Here is a 13,302-nt window from a genome sequence, read left to right as displayed (position 1 = left end):
AGTCCCCATTCCATGGCGCCTGGATGGTATTGGTCCATAGGCCCTGCAGGTTGGGCGGCAGAGCACCAGGGCGAGTACTAGAGAGGAGGAGGTAGCGGCCGAACTGCAGGTAGAGCGCAGCCAGCGCAGGGTCACGCTCGGGCTCGCGGTAGTAGGCGATGAGGCGCTGGTCTATCGGCAGGCTGAGGCGGGTCTCATCGCTCCCCTTCAGAGCGATCTGCACGCGCCCCATACGCTCGCCGAAGGTCTGCCGCTGGGCGCTGCGGAGCTGTGCCTCACCGAGGCGCTCTGCCGCCACCAGCTGCTCGACGCCCTTCGCCAGAAGGGGGAGTCGTGGATCGTAGTAGTTGGTATTATGCGCCACATAGATCGTCACGACGGGCGCCCCTACGACGAGGAGCTCCTGCCCCTCAGTGATCAGCTGCCCGCCCTCGGGGAGTACGGGCCTAACGAGGATAGCATAGCGCAGTCCTTGGCCGCCCTTGCCGTCGCTGAGAGCCCCGCTCATGGTGAGCATACCGCCCATCACGGCCGTCTGGCCGCACTCGGGGCGGCTCAGCGTGAGGCGGAGCGTATCGCTCTTGGCCTCGGGGCTGAGGTTCTCGATGTGCAGTACCTGCACGTCCTGGGTCATGGAGCTGTAGAGCGTCTTGAGACGGTAGAGACTGCCTGCGACCTCGAGGCGCTCGGTGCTGATCCCCTCCTGGAGGTCGAGGCTACGGCGGTAGGCGGAGAGCTGCGGCGCGCGCATCCAGTCCAGATGGAGGAAGCCCCCGACCTCGTAGCTGCCGTAGGGCACCTTGGCTCCACTACCGTGGCCGCTGCCCTTCCCCCCGCAGACGAAGGTGCGGTACATCAGGGCCTCGGCCTCCTTGGCCTTACCTGCGAAGAGCAGCTGACGGATCTCGGGCAGGTGCTTGGCCGCCTCGGGATTGAGCGCCGTAGAGTCGATGCTTCCGCTCCACATGGAGCTCTCGTTGAGCGTGATGCGCTGGCGCTGCACACCCCCATCGGAGAGCATACCCAGGCGTCCATTGCCTAGGGGGAGCTCCTCCATCATGCTGCGTGCGGGACGATCGAGGTGGTAGCTCAACGCCTGGCGGTAGGCGCTGCTGTCCTTGAGGAGGGGGCTCGGAGTGGCCTTAGGGCGCACGCCAGCCAAGAGCCCCAGCGGGAGCGCGAGGCTTAGGCCGAGGAGCAGGATGACTTGCTTGGGTCTATACATGTATAGTTTGGTCTTAGGATGATGATTAGCTGCTGGGAGTCTAGCGACGGGCTAGGCGGCTGAGGCGATAGACGACGGTGGCATGGGGGCGGACAGCCGTGGAGAGACTTCCCTGTACGGCAGGGAGCGTGCGCTGCTCCACACAGTCGCGGACGCGGTAGCGCACCTTGGCCTTGAGGGCGGAGAAGCGTGTGAAGTCGAAGTGCACCGTCTGCTCCGAGTCCTTGAGGTTGGTCGCGGAAATGGCCACATCCCCGTTGGCCAGGTCCTTCATGAAGTAGATGATGCCCTGATCCTCTAGGACGAGCTCTGCCTGCTGACCTAGCTCGTCTTGGTCTAGGGCTATGAGGTCGGCATTGGTGATCAGGCGCTTGTCCTCGGGGCTGATGGGCTTCGTCAGGTCGAAGGACAGCAGCAGCGGCGAGGACCACATGCACCAGAGGGCGAACTGGGTCGTGTATTCGTCCTGCGTCATCCCGGGGCCCGTGGCGCAGAGATCACTACTGGACTTCCCCGTCCCATGGATCCCGACGCACATCATATCGGCGTCGTTGAAGCGGTTCACCCCGCTGTAGGGCCATAGCCCCTTCATGTCCTCGATGCTCTGCGTCACGCCTATGCCGCCAGGCTTACCGACCCAGCAGTCACGCGTGTCGTAGGTCGCACGCCAGGCAGAGGCCCCCGTGCGTGCCCCCCACAGCCAAGGCTTGCGGGCGCCCCACTCACACATATAGAGCAGGATGCCCCCTGCCTCACGCAGCGCAGTACCCATCGTGCGGTAGCGCTCCTCGGCCGTAGCGGCGTCCTTAGGGGCATGGCAGTAGTCGTACTTCAGGAGATCGACGCCCCACTGAGCATAGGTGCGCGCATCCTGCTGCTCGTAGCCGAGCGAGCCATAGGCGCCTGCGCAGGTACGCTCAGCAGCATCGGAGTAGATCCCGAACTTCAGCCCCCGCTCGTGGACGTAGTCTACGACAGGCTTCATCCCCTCGGGGAACTTCTTCGGGTCGGGCTGGGTAGCGCCATCGGCAGCACGCTGGGGGGCGTGCCATAGGTCGTCGATGATGAGGTAGCGGTAGCCTGATGCACTCAGCCCCTGCGTCGTCATCGCGTCGGCCACCTGCCGTACGATGGAAGCGGAGATATTGCCCTCGACGACATTCCACGAGATCCAACCCATGAAGGGACGCGCCAGCCCGAGGCTCTTGCTCACGGTGAGCTGGGCAGGGATGGTACGCTGCTGCTTGCCCGAGCTCACGATGAGGCTGTAGCTGTAGCTCCCTGCGGCGGGTGCTGTACCCTCGATGAGGCAGCGCTGCGCATTCCAGCGAAGGCCCTTGGGCAGGCCCTTGACGCTCAGCTGAGCCTCGGGAGAGGAGGCTACGATCTTGTGCATGAAGGGGCGATGCGGGAGGCTGAAGACCTCGGTAGCACAGCGCAGGCCGAGGCTATCGGACACGCTTTGGGCCACCACTGGCAGGGCGCTACAGGCAGCCAGCAAGGCTAGTGAGAGTAGGTGCTTCATAAGGGGGAGTTCTATAAGGATTAGTAATTGTAGTGCGAAGATACGCCCTTTAGGCGAGTAGGCGAGCCCTGCGAAGCAGCGCGCCGCGCGTAGCGTCAACGTATCCCGTGCTGGCGGTAGCTGGCCGCCAGAGCCGAGGTCAAGCGCAGTAGGAGGTCGAAGAAGACCATCCGCACATTGACATTCTGCGCCAGGTGACGCTGCGCTAGATCCAACTCCTCCTGGACGACACGTACATTCTGCCCCATGACGACACGGCGCAGGTACTGGGCTATGCCCTGCTCACGACTGGTCAGGTAGTTCAGCTCGGGCTGCTGCAGGTTGTAGAGATAGAATTCGCGGAACATCCGTGCCAGGTACTCGATGAGCTGCGTCTGCTCATCGCGGCTCAGCTGAGCGAGCTCATCGCCGAGGGTGCGCATCTCCAGCGGCTGGGCATTGACCGTAGCGCGGAGGATACGCTGCAGGTAGCCGAAGAGCTCGCGGTCGCTCGTGTCCTCACCGAGGAAGAGCTCGCGCGCACGACGCCAGCTCCCATCCGCCAGGTGTGCCGCCAGCAGGGCGTCCGAGCCTGCGGGGACACTGGGCAGGGCCATCAGGGCGCCGATCAGCTCACCCTCACTGAGCGGCTGTAGCTGTAGGCGCTGCATACGGCTACGCAGCGTCCCCAGTACCAGCTCCTCCTGCATCGTCACCATGAGGATGACCGTGCGGGCTGCGGGCTCCTCAACAAACTTGAGGAGCTTATTCCCCAGCGCCTCCTGCATCCGCTCGGGACACCATACGATGAGCACACGATAGCCCTTCCCGCCGACGCGGTAGCTCAGGTGCTGCTGCAGTTCGTCTCCCTCCCGGGCGAAGATCGAGGCACGCTTGCCCGTCGCCCCGAGCTGCTCCAGCCACTCCTCATAGCGCCCGTAGGGGCCACGCGCGAGGTACTGACGCCAGGGCTCGAGGTAGTCGCTGCAGTAGTTGCGCCCCGCCTCGTTGACGATGGGAAAGAGGTAGAGCAGCTCCTGCTCGGCATAGCCGTCGTAGCGGCGACAGGAGGGACAGTGCCCGCAGGCGTCGGTAGCACTGGGCTCCTGACAGTTGAGGTAGCGCGCATAGGCATAGGCCAGCCCAAGCGCCCCCGAGCCGTCGCGCCCGACGAAGAGCTGTGCATGCGGCACGATGCCCCGCTGGGCGGTCTCCAGCAGGAGCCGCTTGGCAGCCTCCTGCCCGATGATATCACGGAAGTACATAGTCTATTCTTTGGTCGAAGTGCGCCCCTTGTCCTAGCCCCGCAGCGATGAGGGCGACGAAGCGCTCTATATAGCCCGCCCCCTCCTGACTGATCATGCTCTCGGGGTGGAACTGCAGGCCGAAGGCGGGACGGCTGCGGTGTCTAAGGGCCATCACCACGGGCTCCTCGTTGGCCTCCGAGCTGAGCGGGCTGCTCAGCGCCGTAGCGACGAGGCAGGGCGGCAGGCTCTTCGCCTCCACCGCCCAGCTATGGTAGCGCCCGATGATACGCCCGCTGGCCTCCGCCCCGAGGATAGGATCGGCCGCGAGCTGCACGAGCTGGCTGGCATGCCCATGCAGGGGTCGCTCCAGCTGATAGAGCTGGGCGCCCAGCGTCTCGGCCAGCGCCTGATGCCCGAGGCAGACGCCGAGCAGCGGAAGCCCGTGCTCTAGAGCCAGCCGCACCAGGCGCAGCATCTCGGGGTAGTCTCCAGGCAGTCCCGGCCCTGGGGAGAGGATCAGCCCATCGTAGCCCTCCAGCTGCTCGCCCGCGAGCGCCTCCTCCTGCCTGAGCTCATAGCTGATCTCAGGCAGCTCCCGAAGGAGCTGGACGATATTGTAGACGAAGGAGTCCCTATTATCAATGACGAGTAGACGTATCATATAAGGCAAAGGTACGGAAAAGCCCTGCCCTAGCCACACAGCGCGGAGGACACGGTAGGGGCGGAGGAGCCCAGCCACTACCCCACCCCGCTCAAGCCCTCCCAGCGTACGCCAAGCAAAAGCCCAGTGCGCCCCCAGCCTTAGCCGAGCTCCGCGAGGGATATCCCTCAGCCTCGCTGACTGCTATCCCTCACGCTCGCCACTGACGTCCCTCAGCCCGCTGACTGATATGCCTCAGCCCCCCTCCCCCTATCCCCGCCGACCGCTACCGCACGCCGTCGAGCCCTCGCCCGAGCAATTAGAGCGGGCAGTGAGTCTTGAGCTTACACCGCTGAGCTCAGACTTATAATCTAATAGCGAGCAAGCCCTTAGGGGGCTTCTTCCTCCTCAATCAGCCTATTGGGAGGACGGAGAGAGCCAAGCCTCACACAGCACCTTAGTACTAAAATAGAAACGGCACGGGAGGGAACGAAATACGCTTCGTTCCCTCCCGTGCCTGATACTCCGACGCGGAGCCTTAGCCTAGGCTAGAGGCGCACCATGCCGCTGAAGCCCATGAAGGCCATGGCAAGGATACCCGCCGATATGAGCGCAATGGGAATACCACGCATGCTGGGCGGGAGCTCGGTGCGCGCCAGCTGCTCGCGGATACCCGCAAAGACGACCAGTGCGAGCGTGAAGCCGAGGGCGATGGAGACGGCATAGACGACGCTCTCCATGAGGTTGAACTCCTTCTGGATCACGAGGATTGCCACGCCGAGCACGCAGCAGTTGGTCGTGATCAGCGGGAGGAAGACGCCGAGGGCCTGGTAGAGCGCGGGCGAGACTTTCTTGAGGATGATCTCCACCATCTGCACCAGGGCCGCAATGACGAGGATGAAGGCGATGGTCTGCATATAGACCATGTCCAGCGGCTCCAGGACGAAGCGCTGCAGGAGGAAGGTGCACATCGTCGCCAGCGCCAGGACGAAGGTCACGGCGGCTCCCATACCAGCGGCCGTATCTACCTTCTTCGACACGCCGAGGAAGGGACAGATGCCGAGGAACTGCGAGAGGACGACGTTATTGACGAAGACCGCCGCGACGAAGATGAGTAGGTAGTGCGTCATGATAGCTTATTCTTCAGTGCGATGAGATAGCCCAGGACGATGAAGGCCCCTGGGGCGAGGACAAAGAGCAGAGCGCTATAGGTCTTGGGGTAGAGCTGCAGGCCGAAAGCGGTGCCTGCCCCGAGGAACTCGCGCAGCAGCCCAAGCAGCGTCAGCGAGAGCGTGAAGCCGAGTCCGATACCCACTCCGTCAAGGCTGGCGTGCAGCACGGGCTGCTTCGCCGCCACCGCCTCAGCACGGCCCAGGACGATGCAGTTGACGACGATCAGCGGGATGAAGAGCCCGAGCGAGGCGTACAGCGCGGGCAGATAGGCCTGCATCAGCAGCTGGACGATCGTCACGAAGCCCGCGATGACGACGATGTAGCTCGGGATACGGACGGCGTCGGGGACGAGGTGCTTGATCAGCGAGATGGCGCTATTGGAGCAGATAAGGACGAACATGGTCGCCAGCCCCATCGCCAGTCCGTTCAGTGCCGAGCTGGTCGTGGCGAGCGTAGGGCACATCCCGAGCAGAAGGACGAAGGTAGGGTTCTCTGTCGTGATGCCGTTCTTGATGATGTCTAGAGGTCGCATGGCGGTAGGCTAGCTAGGTGAGGAGGTAGGGGCAGAGACTGCGGTGCTGGAGCTAGAGGACTCACCAGAGGGGGCAGCCTCCTGGGACTGCAGCTGGCGGTAGACACGCCAGGCACGGTTGACCGCGTCGAGGAAGGCGCGGCTGCTGATGGTGGCGGCGGTAATGGCATCCACCCGTCCGCCATCCTTGCGTACCGAGAGCGGCGCCTCCTTACTCATGCTGAGGCCGCGCATTTCCCTTAGGCCGCCCGTCTCGCTCTTCTGGTGGTACCACTCGGGGATCAGCGAGCCAAGGCCAGGACTCTCGCTATGCTCCAGCACCGAGAAGTCCACGAGCGTGCCCTCAGTGTCGAAGCCCACCATCACGGAGATTAGGCCGTTGAAGCCCGCCCGTGTGTAGCTCTCCACGGCATAGCCTACGAGGGAGCCGCCCTTCCTGGCTGGGTAGACGGTCAAGCTATCGGTCTCGCCCTCGGGCAGCAGACGCTCGCGCTCGGCGTAGGGATTATTGTCGAAGGCGGGCGTCACGGCACGTATGGCCTCTACCTTGGCCTTCATCGCCGAGGCCGCTATGGGCTCGGCGGTCACCTTATTCACTAGGGCAAGGATCCCCGAGACGACGATACAGATCCCCGTCAGGGAGAGCAGCATATTGGGTAGGGTCGAACTTAGCTTCTTCATCTTAGCGTCCTCCGAAGTGCTTAGGTCGTACGTAGATATTGATCAGAGGCGTGAAGGCATTCATGATCAAGATAGCAAAGGACATCCCCTCGGGGTAGCTCCCGAAGAGGCGTATCAGCATCGTCAAGAGGCCGATGAAGGCGCCGTAGATCAGCTGTCCTCGTGCCGAGAGCGGGCTCGTGACGTAGTCCGTAGCCATGAAGATCGCCCCGAGGAGCATCCCTCCCGATAGGAGGTGCACCAGCGGCGAGGCGTAGAGCGCGGGGTTGATCAGATGCATCAGTCCAGAGAAGGCAAAGGCCGAGCCCAGCACTGCCATAGGGATGAGCCAGGTGATGACCCGCCGCCAGAGCAGATACCCCAGGCCTAGAAGCAGAGCCAAGGCACTGACCTCCCCGAGGCTACCACCGTGCAGCCCCAGCAGGAGGTCACCCGCCGAGGGAAGCTGCTCCCAGCTCATCCCCGGGGTAGCTGTCGCTACGCCCTTAGCGATGCCCAGTGGGGTAGCCCCCGTCGTAGCATCGGTATAGCGAAGCAGCTGCCCGGCCTCAGGCCACAGCGTCATAGGTGCGGGATAGGCGATGAGCAGGAAGACACGCCCGACGAGCGCAGGGTTAAAGATATTCCCCCCGAGGCCGCCGAAGCTCATCTTACCCACGCCGATAGCTACGATGCTGCCGATGAGGACGATCCACCAAGGGAGGCTGGAGGGGAGGTTCATCCCTAGGAGCAGCCCCGTGAGGACGGCCGAGCCGTCCCGCAGCGTGGGCTCACTGCCGTAGAGATACTTCGTGATGAGCCACTCCGTGAGGCAGCAGCCGAGGACGCTGACCAGCAGGACGACCAGCGCTCCGAGGCCGAAGATCACCAGCGAGACGAGGCAAGCCGGCGCCAGTGCCAGCAGCACGGCGTACATATTGCGCTCGATGCTGTCACCGCTGTGTATGTGCGGGGAGGGAGAGATGATGAGCTTATCCATGAGCTTAGCTTTTACGGGCACGAACGATGGCAGAGACGCGCTGCTTGCCTACACGGATGAAGTCCAGCAGCGGGCGATGCGAGGGGCAAGCATAGCTGCAGGAGCCGCACTCGATGCAGTCGAGGACATAGCCACGCTCCACCTGATCCCAGTCGGCGTACTGCACGTCGCGCATCAGATAGGTAGGATTGAGCCCCATGGGGCATACGTTGACGCACTTGGCGCAGCGGATGCAGGCACGCATGGGCTGTCGTACGGACTCCTCGTGCGGCAGCAGTAGCACACCTGAGGTCCCCTTGGTGACGGGGATGTCGGGGCTAAGCAGCGCCTTGCCCATCATAGGGCCGCCGCCGATGATCTTCCCCGTGTCCTCGGGTAGCCCGCCCGAGGCCGTGATCAGATCCTGGATGGGCGTGCCGATGCGCACGAGGTAGTTGGCTGGGCGCTCGAGGTGCTTGCCCGTGACGGTGACGATGCGCTCGATGAGGGGCTTGTGCTTCTGCACGGCCTCGTAGACGGCAAAGACCGTACCGACGTTCTGCACGACAGCACCAGCGGATATCGGCAGGGCGCCGCTCTTGACCTGACGGCGTAGGACGGCATCGATGAGCTGCTTCTCCCCTCCCTGCGGGTACTGTACCTTCAGTGGCATGACCTCTACCCCAGGGTAGTCCTTCGCCAGGCGCGTCATGAGGGCGATGGCGTCAGGCTTATTGGCCTCGATGCCGATGACGGTGCGGCCTACCTCGAGGGCACGCATCAGCAGCTGGACGCCGACGAGGATCTCGGGGGCCTTGGTGAGCATCAGCTGATGGTCACTGGTCAGGTAGGGCTCGCACTCCACAGCGTTGACGATGAGGAGCTCGGCCTTGGCCCCTGGGGGCGGAGCGAGCTTGACGTGCGTGGGGAAGGTCGCCCCTCCGAGGCCGACGACCCCAGCAGCCGCGATGGCGCTGGTGATCTCCTGGGGGCTAAGCGTGCAGTCACGGACCAACTCGGGGCTGCGGTCTATGCCCTCCTCCCATTCCTCCTCGGGGGTGACACTGATGATGATGGCAGGGCGCTTGTAGCCCCCAGCGTCGTAGACGGCGTCGATCTTGGTGACCTTACCCGTGACTGAGGAATGGATGTTGGCGGAGACGAAGCCCCCTGTCTTGGCGATGACTGTGCCGACCTTAACGAGGTCGCCCTTAGCGACGACGGGTACGGCAGGGGCGCCTATGTGCTGCCCGATGGGGATGATTACTTCGCGTGGCAGCGCCAGCGGCTGAGGGGCGACGGCTGCGGAGAGCTTGTTTTCGGGAGGGTGTATGCCTCCGAGACGAAAGGTACGTAGCATGGTCTAGCTCTTAGTTAGGGGATCCTTCAGGCAGGCAGAGCTCCGCTGCTAGCGGGGGCGGCTGGCAGGGGTGGTGTGGGGCCCGCTGCGGCCTCGGGGGTAGCGGGCTCAGCTGCGGGCTCCTTCTTGGGCGGGAAGCCCAGCTCGTGTATGGCGTGCGTGGGGCAGACGCTGACACACTTGCGGCAGAGGCGGCACTTGGTGTGGTCGATGTAGGAGAGGTTGTCAGCGATGGTGATGGCCTCGAACTTACACTCCTTGAAGCAGAGGCTACAGCCGATGCAGGCATTGCTGCAGGCCTTCTTCGCCACGCCGCCCTTATCCTTATTGACGCAGCTGACGTAGATGCGGCGGTTCTTGGGTCCCTTCTTACGCAGCTCGATGATGGTCTTGGGACAAGCCTTGACACAGGCGCCACAGGCCACGCACTTGTCCTCGAGGATCACGGGCAGGCGCGTCTCCTCATCCATGTACATCGCATCGAAGTGGCAGGACTCGACGCAGTCCCCTAGCCCGAGGCAGCCCCAGCTACAGTCTGTCTCGCCCTTGTAGAGGGCCGAGGCGACGGTACAGCTGGAGGCACCATTATATATATTGGTACGCGGGCGCGCGTCGCAGGTACCATTGCAGCGCAGGACGGCGACCAGTGGGTCCTGCTTCTTGGCGGCCATGCCGAGGATAGCGCCGACCTTATCCATGACGGGCGAGCCTCCCACGGGGCAGAAGAGCCCCTCGAGGCCCTCGCTACGCGCACAGGCCGAGGCGAAGGCAGCACAGCCCGGGTAGCCGCAGCCGCCACAGTTGGCCTGGGGCAGCACCTCGGCCACCTCGGCGATACGGGGATCCTCCTGCACCTCGAAGCGGCGTGAGACCAGATACAGCAGTCCTGCACCTAGCGCCCCGATGAGGGCGAGGACAGCGATGGTGGTAAACATGATGCTAGGGATGTGTAGTAGATGTCAGGGGATGCAGCTCTAGGCGCAGCGAGCGCGCTAGACGCCCTCGAGAGGCGTAGAGTAGGAGGCCGTAGAGCGCCAGGAGCACGAGGCTGAGGGCGATGCTGGGGCCCTCACTGAGGCCGAGGGCATGCAGGCCAAGGCCTAGACCTAGGAGGAGCAGAAGAAGGGGGAGGAGGAAGGCCAAGAGGATGGCACGGCGTCCGATGCTATCGCGCGCCTCGACGAGCACAGCCTGGCCGGGCTCATAGTGTCTTCCCTGGGTAGGTATCGTGAGAAGCCTATCCTGGCTGTCGGCAGTGGTACAAAAGTCTTTGGCATGGCAGCCCGTACAGGCGCTCAGCTGCTGGATCTTCACGGTCACCTCGGTCGGGGTCACTGCCACGACGACCCCCGACCGGCGTTCCGACCCAGTACATGATCCGTTCATTGTGATGTCCTATTGCTGGTGAGGAGCTGTAGTTATCAGCTCAGATCAGACCGAGGGCTTAGTCCCAGCTCTTGCGAAGGCACTCAGCCCCAGCCCCAAACAATTCACATAGACAAAAGTAGGTATTCTGCCCCAAAGAAACAAGCCCTAGAATACATAATTCTTGGTAATAGGTCGTGGGGCACTGCCCACCCTTTGGCAGCCCTCCTCAGCGCCTCTCCAGAAGGGCCCTCCGAGCCTACGCTTGGCGAGGCCAAGGATAAGGCTGGCGGAGCTGCGACCAGCCCCTGCCGAAGCTCACAGCCTAGGGGGACGGAGAAAAGTAATATAAGTTCTCGCCAGATATTATATAATAAATGGAGCTGACTGATAGCTGTGACGGCGAGAAATAATATAATAAACCCCAGCCCCCCTCTAGGCTCAGCTCACTCCAATCTATATAGGGGCTTCCTAAGGCACTTGTCGGAGCTCGCCGAGGAACTAATGTGCGGGCGCCGGGGGCAGCGAGCGAGCCCCGCCCGCCGCTCCGAGGGGCTACGTGCAGCAGGAGGCGAGCCTCTACCCCGCCTAGCGCCTCGACAGCCCTCCGAGACACGCAGCAGCATCGCCCGATCCCTGCTGCCACAGACATTTGCCTATCGCACTGGCTTGTACTAACTTTGCAAGACATAGACCCCTATATGGCTAAAGCGATCAGATATACATTCCCCGACGAGCAGGCACCGACCGAGCTCAAGATCATCCAGGAGGCCGCCAGCTCCATCAAAGGCTTTTACTTCAGCGCAGGCCGACTTACAGCGGTAAGCAAGGAGGAGGGGACGGGCTACTACGCCGTGTACTTCCTCTTTGACAGCCCAGCCCCAGGCCAGCGACCTCGGGTCTATATCGGGCAATCTCGCAACGGTATCACACGGATCAGCCAGCACAAGACGAAGAAGGACTTCTGGACGCATTGCCTGATGTTCATCTCGGAGAATAACAGCTTTGATGCCAATGCTATCGACTTCATGGAGCACCACTTTATCCACCGCTTCAAGGATGCAGACAGCTATGAGCTGGAGAACTGTGAACTCCGCGACAAGGCTCCCAACGTCAGTTCCTTTGATAAGGTGGCCTATACGAAGTATATCGCCGAGATCGAGTTTCTCCTACGCGCCGAGGGAGTACTGCTCCCTACACAATCGCGGGTTAAGGCGCATAAGGCTAAGCCGCTAGCGACCAAGAACCCTAGCCAAGCTCCAGAGAAGAGATACTATCGATGGATCGGCGGGCGAGGCTTCGCCGAGCTATATCAAGAGGCAGACAAGTACTTCATCGAGCGCGGAGCCTTCCTCCCCTCACTCAAGCCTTCCCAAAAACAAGCCGCAGAACATGAACGGGCTCAAGGCCTCCGCCTAAAGTACCTTGCCGAGGGCATCCTCACAGAGGCCGAAGAGGGAGGCTATCGCAGCCTCAAGCCTATTGCCTTCAATAGTCCCTCGGCGGCTGCGCGGTTCCTATGTGGCCGCAGCGCCAATGGTTGGACAAGTTTCGAGGGGCTCACCGAGCTACGCCCAGCTCTAGGGCTAGCTGCAGCGCAGGACACCGATGAGTAAACTGAGTCTCGGGGCACGCCTAGGCTACGCGCTGGGCTTCGGCCTGTGGTATCTGGCGTCGCTGCTACCCTTCTGGCTGCTGTACCGCTTCTCGGACCTCCTCTATCTGCTGATGTGCTACGTGGTGAAGTACCGCCACAAGGTCATCTGGAAGAACCTCTCCGAGTCCTTCCCCGAGCGCAGCGAGGACGAGCTACGCGGGCTGCAGCGGGACTTCTACCGCTGGTTCTGCGACTACATCGTCGAGACGGTGAAGCTGATGAGCCTTTCGCCGAAGGCGCTCCGCAGACGGATGGAGTTCGTCGGCACCGAGCAGATCGACCGCTACATGGCTGAGGGGCGCTCCTGCGCCGTCTACCTCGGACACTTCGGCCAGTGGGAATGGATCTCTACCCTCCCCAACTGGCTGCACCCCGACAGCACCTGCGTGCAGATCTACCATGCGCTGGAGAGCCCCGCCTTCGACAAGCTGCTGCTGCACGTACGCGGGCGCAACGGTGCTATCAGCGTACAGATGGAGGACACCCTGAGACGTGTCCTCCGCTACCAGCGCGCACAGCAGCCCATCGTCATCGGCTATATAGCCGACCAAGTCCCCATGTGGGACAGCATCCATCTGTGGCTCCCCTTCCTACATCACGAGACGCCTGTGCTGACAGGTGCCGAGCGCATCATCCGCCGCGTGGATCAGGTGCCCTTCTACGGCGCCATCAGTCGCGTGCGCCGTGGCCACTACCGCTGTGAGCTGCAGCTGATGACCGACGAGCCCCAGGCGCTCCAGGAGCACGAGCTGACCAGGCAGTACTTCCGCCTCCTCGAGGCCAATATCCAGGCCTCGCCCGAGCTCTACCTCTGGAGTCACAACCGCTGGAAGCGCACGCGCTGGGAGTATGACCTCAGACGCAATCCCAAGACGGGCGCCATCGACCATAGCCCTATAGAGCAAGTCATCGCCCGCCGTGAGGCCGAGGTGCGTGCGGCCAAGTCTTAGCCCCTTCACC

Annotated in this window: 13 protein-coding genes; 2 read left to right on the top strand and 11 right to left on the bottom strand. The window is 62.7% G+C overall.

The genetic code is table 11. The features are described from left to right. The 11 genes from Q0248_RS01230 to Q0248_RS01180 all read right to left on the bottom strand — a co-directional run. Window positions 1-1,225, bottom strand: a 1,225-nt coding sequence (locus Q0248_RS01230; RefSeq protein WP_299318775.1) for a glycoside hydrolase family 95 protein, incomplete at its 3' end; no start/stop codon positions are given. Window positions 1,226-1,265: 40 nt separating this feature from the next. Next, on the bottom strand, window positions 1,266-2,750 hold the full coding sequence (locus Q0248_RS01225; RefSeq protein WP_299318773.1) for a glycoside hydrolase family 27 protein: 1,485 nt from the start codon (window positions 2,748-2,750) through the stop codon (window positions 1,266-1,268). Window positions 2,751-2,845: 95 nt separating this feature from the next. Further along, window positions 2,846-3,994, bottom strand: a complete 1,149-nt coding sequence (locus tag Q0248_RS01220; RefSeq protein ID WP_299318771.1) for a DNA polymerase III subunit delta — start codon at window positions 3,992-3,994, stop codon at window positions 2,846-2,848. Further along, on the bottom strand, window positions 3,981-4,637 hold the full coding sequence (locus Q0248_RS01215; RefSeq protein WP_299318769.1) for an aminodeoxychorismate/anthranilate synthase component II: 657 nt from the start codon (window positions 4,635-4,637) through the stop codon (window positions 3,981-3,983). Before Q0248_RS01215 ends, Q0248_RS01220 begins: the two co-directional genes overlap by 14 nt. Window positions 4,638-5,164: 527 nt before the next feature. Next, window positions 5,165-5,746: an electron transport complex subunit RsxA gene (gene rsxA / locus Q0248_RS01210; protein ID WP_299318767.1), complete on the bottom strand. Its 582-nt coding sequence runs from the start codon at window positions 5,744-5,746 to the stop codon at window positions 5,165-5,167. Continuing rightward, complete coding sequence (locus Q0248_RS01205) at window positions 5,743-6,321, bottom strand: electron transport complex subunit E (RefSeq protein ID WP_299318766.1); 579 nt, start codon at window positions 6,319-6,321, stop codon at window positions 5,743-5,745. The genes rsxA and Q0248_RS01205 overlap by 4 nt, the downstream gene beginning before the upstream one ends. A 9-nt stretch (window positions 6,322-6,330) precedes the next feature. Further along, a complete protein-coding gene (locus tag Q0248_RS01200; protein ID WP_299318763.1) occupies window positions 6,331-7,002 on the bottom strand; it encodes an RnfABCDGE type electron transport complex subunit G in 672 nt (223 codons plus the stop codon). Between the two features lies 1 nt (window position 7,003). Continuing rightward, window positions 7,004-7,981 (bottom strand): RnfABCDGE type electron transport complex subunit D, encoded by a 978-nt coding sequence (locus tag Q0248_RS01195; RefSeq protein WP_299318761.1) that lies wholly within the window; start codon window positions 7,979-7,981, stop codon window positions 7,004-7,006. 4 nt (window positions 7,982-7,985) lie between these two features. Next, the gene (gene rsxC / locus Q0248_RS01190; protein WP_299318759.1) at window positions 7,986-9,320 is read right to left on the bottom strand and encodes an electron transport complex subunit RsxC; all 1,335 of its coding nucleotides are present in this window, start codon (window positions 9,318-9,320) and stop codon (window positions 7,986-7,988) included. Window positions 9,321-9,346: 26 nt separating this feature from the next. Then, window positions 9,347-10,255 carry a Fe-S cluster domain-containing protein gene (locus tag Q0248_RS01185; protein ID WP_299318757.1) on the bottom strand — a complete coding sequence of 303 codons (909 nt, stop codon included), beginning with the start codon at window positions 10,253-10,255 and terminating at the stop codon, window positions 9,347-9,349. A 4-nt stretch (window positions 10,256-10,259) separates the two neighbouring features. Beyond that, a complete protein-coding gene (locus tag Q0248_RS01180) occupies window positions 10,260-10,706 on the bottom strand; it encodes a SoxR reducing system RseC family protein (RefSeq protein ID WP_299318754.1) in 447 nt (148 codons plus the stop codon). Window positions 10,707-11,386: 680 nt separating this feature from the next. On the opposite strand from Q0248_RS01180, the gene Q0248_RS01175 reads away from it, so the two are divergent. Continuing rightward, complete coding sequence (locus tag Q0248_RS01175; RefSeq protein WP_299318752.1) at window positions 11,387-12,301, top strand: GIY-YIG nuclease family protein; 915 nt, start codon at window positions 11,387-11,389, stop codon at window positions 12,299-12,301. Then, complete coding sequence (locus tag Q0248_RS01170) at window positions 12,294-13,292, top strand: lysophospholipid acyltransferase family protein (RefSeq protein WP_299318749.1); 999 nt, start codon at window positions 12,294-12,296, stop codon at window positions 13,290-13,292. Before Q0248_RS01175 ends, Q0248_RS01170 begins: the two co-directional genes overlap by 8 nt. The last annotated feature ends 10 nt before the right edge of the window (window positions 13,293-13,302 follow it).

Source organism: uncultured Porphyromonas sp. (assembly GCF_938046015.1).
In the GTDB taxonomy this organism is placed as follows: domain Bacteria; phylum Bacteroidota; class Bacteroidia; order Bacteroidales; family Porphyromonadaceae; genus Porphyromonas.
The sequence above is the reverse complement of the archived record's forward strand: the minus strand, read 5'-3'. Positions and strand labels throughout refer to the sequence as shown.

Coding starts and splice junctions, on each gene's coding strand:
- Q0248_RS01220 (WP_299318771.1), bottom strand. CDS start 3,994: ATGTACTTCCGTGATATCATCGGGCAGGAGGCTGCCAAGCGGCTCCTG.
- rsxA (WP_299318767.1), bottom strand. CDS start 5,746: ATGACGCACTACCTACTCATCTTCGTCGCGGCGGTCTTCGTCAATAAC.
- rsxC (WP_299318759.1), bottom strand. CDS start 9,320: ATGCTACGTACCTTTCGTCTCGGAGGCATACACCCTCCCGAAAACAAG.
- Q0248_RS01200 (WP_299318763.1), bottom strand. CDS start 7,002: ATGAAGAAGCTAAGTTCGACCCTACCCAATATGCTGCTCTCCCTGACG.
- Q0248_RS01215 (WP_299318769.1), bottom strand. CDS start 4,637: ATGATACGTCTACTCGTCATTGATAATAGGGACTCCTTCGTCTACAAT.
- Q0248_RS01180 (WP_299318754.1), bottom strand. CDS start 10,706: ATGAACGGATCATGTACTGGGTCGGAACGCCGGTCGGGGGTCGTCGTG.
- Q0248_RS01175 (WP_299318752.1), top strand. CDS start 11,387: ATGGCTAAAGCGATCAGATATACATTCCCCGACGAGCAGGCACCGACC.
- Q0248_RS01205 (WP_299318766.1), bottom strand. CDS start 6,321: ATGCGACCTCTAGACATCATCAAGAACGGCATCACGACAGAGAACCCT.
- Q0248_RS01195 (WP_299318761.1), bottom strand. CDS start 7,981: ATGGATAAGCTCATCATCTCTCCCTCCCCGCACATACACAGCGGTGAC.
- Q0248_RS01170 (WP_299318749.1), top strand. CDS start 12,294: ATGAGTAAACTGAGTCTCGGGGCACGCCTAGGCTACGCGCTGGGCTTC.
- Q0248_RS01185 (WP_299318757.1), bottom strand. CDS start 10,255: ATGTTTACCACCATCGCTGTCCTCGCCCTCATCGGGGCGCTAGGTGCA.
- Q0248_RS01225 (WP_299318773.1), bottom strand. CDS start 2,750: ATGAAGCACCTACTCTCACTAGCCTTGCTGGCTGCCTGTAGCGCCCTG.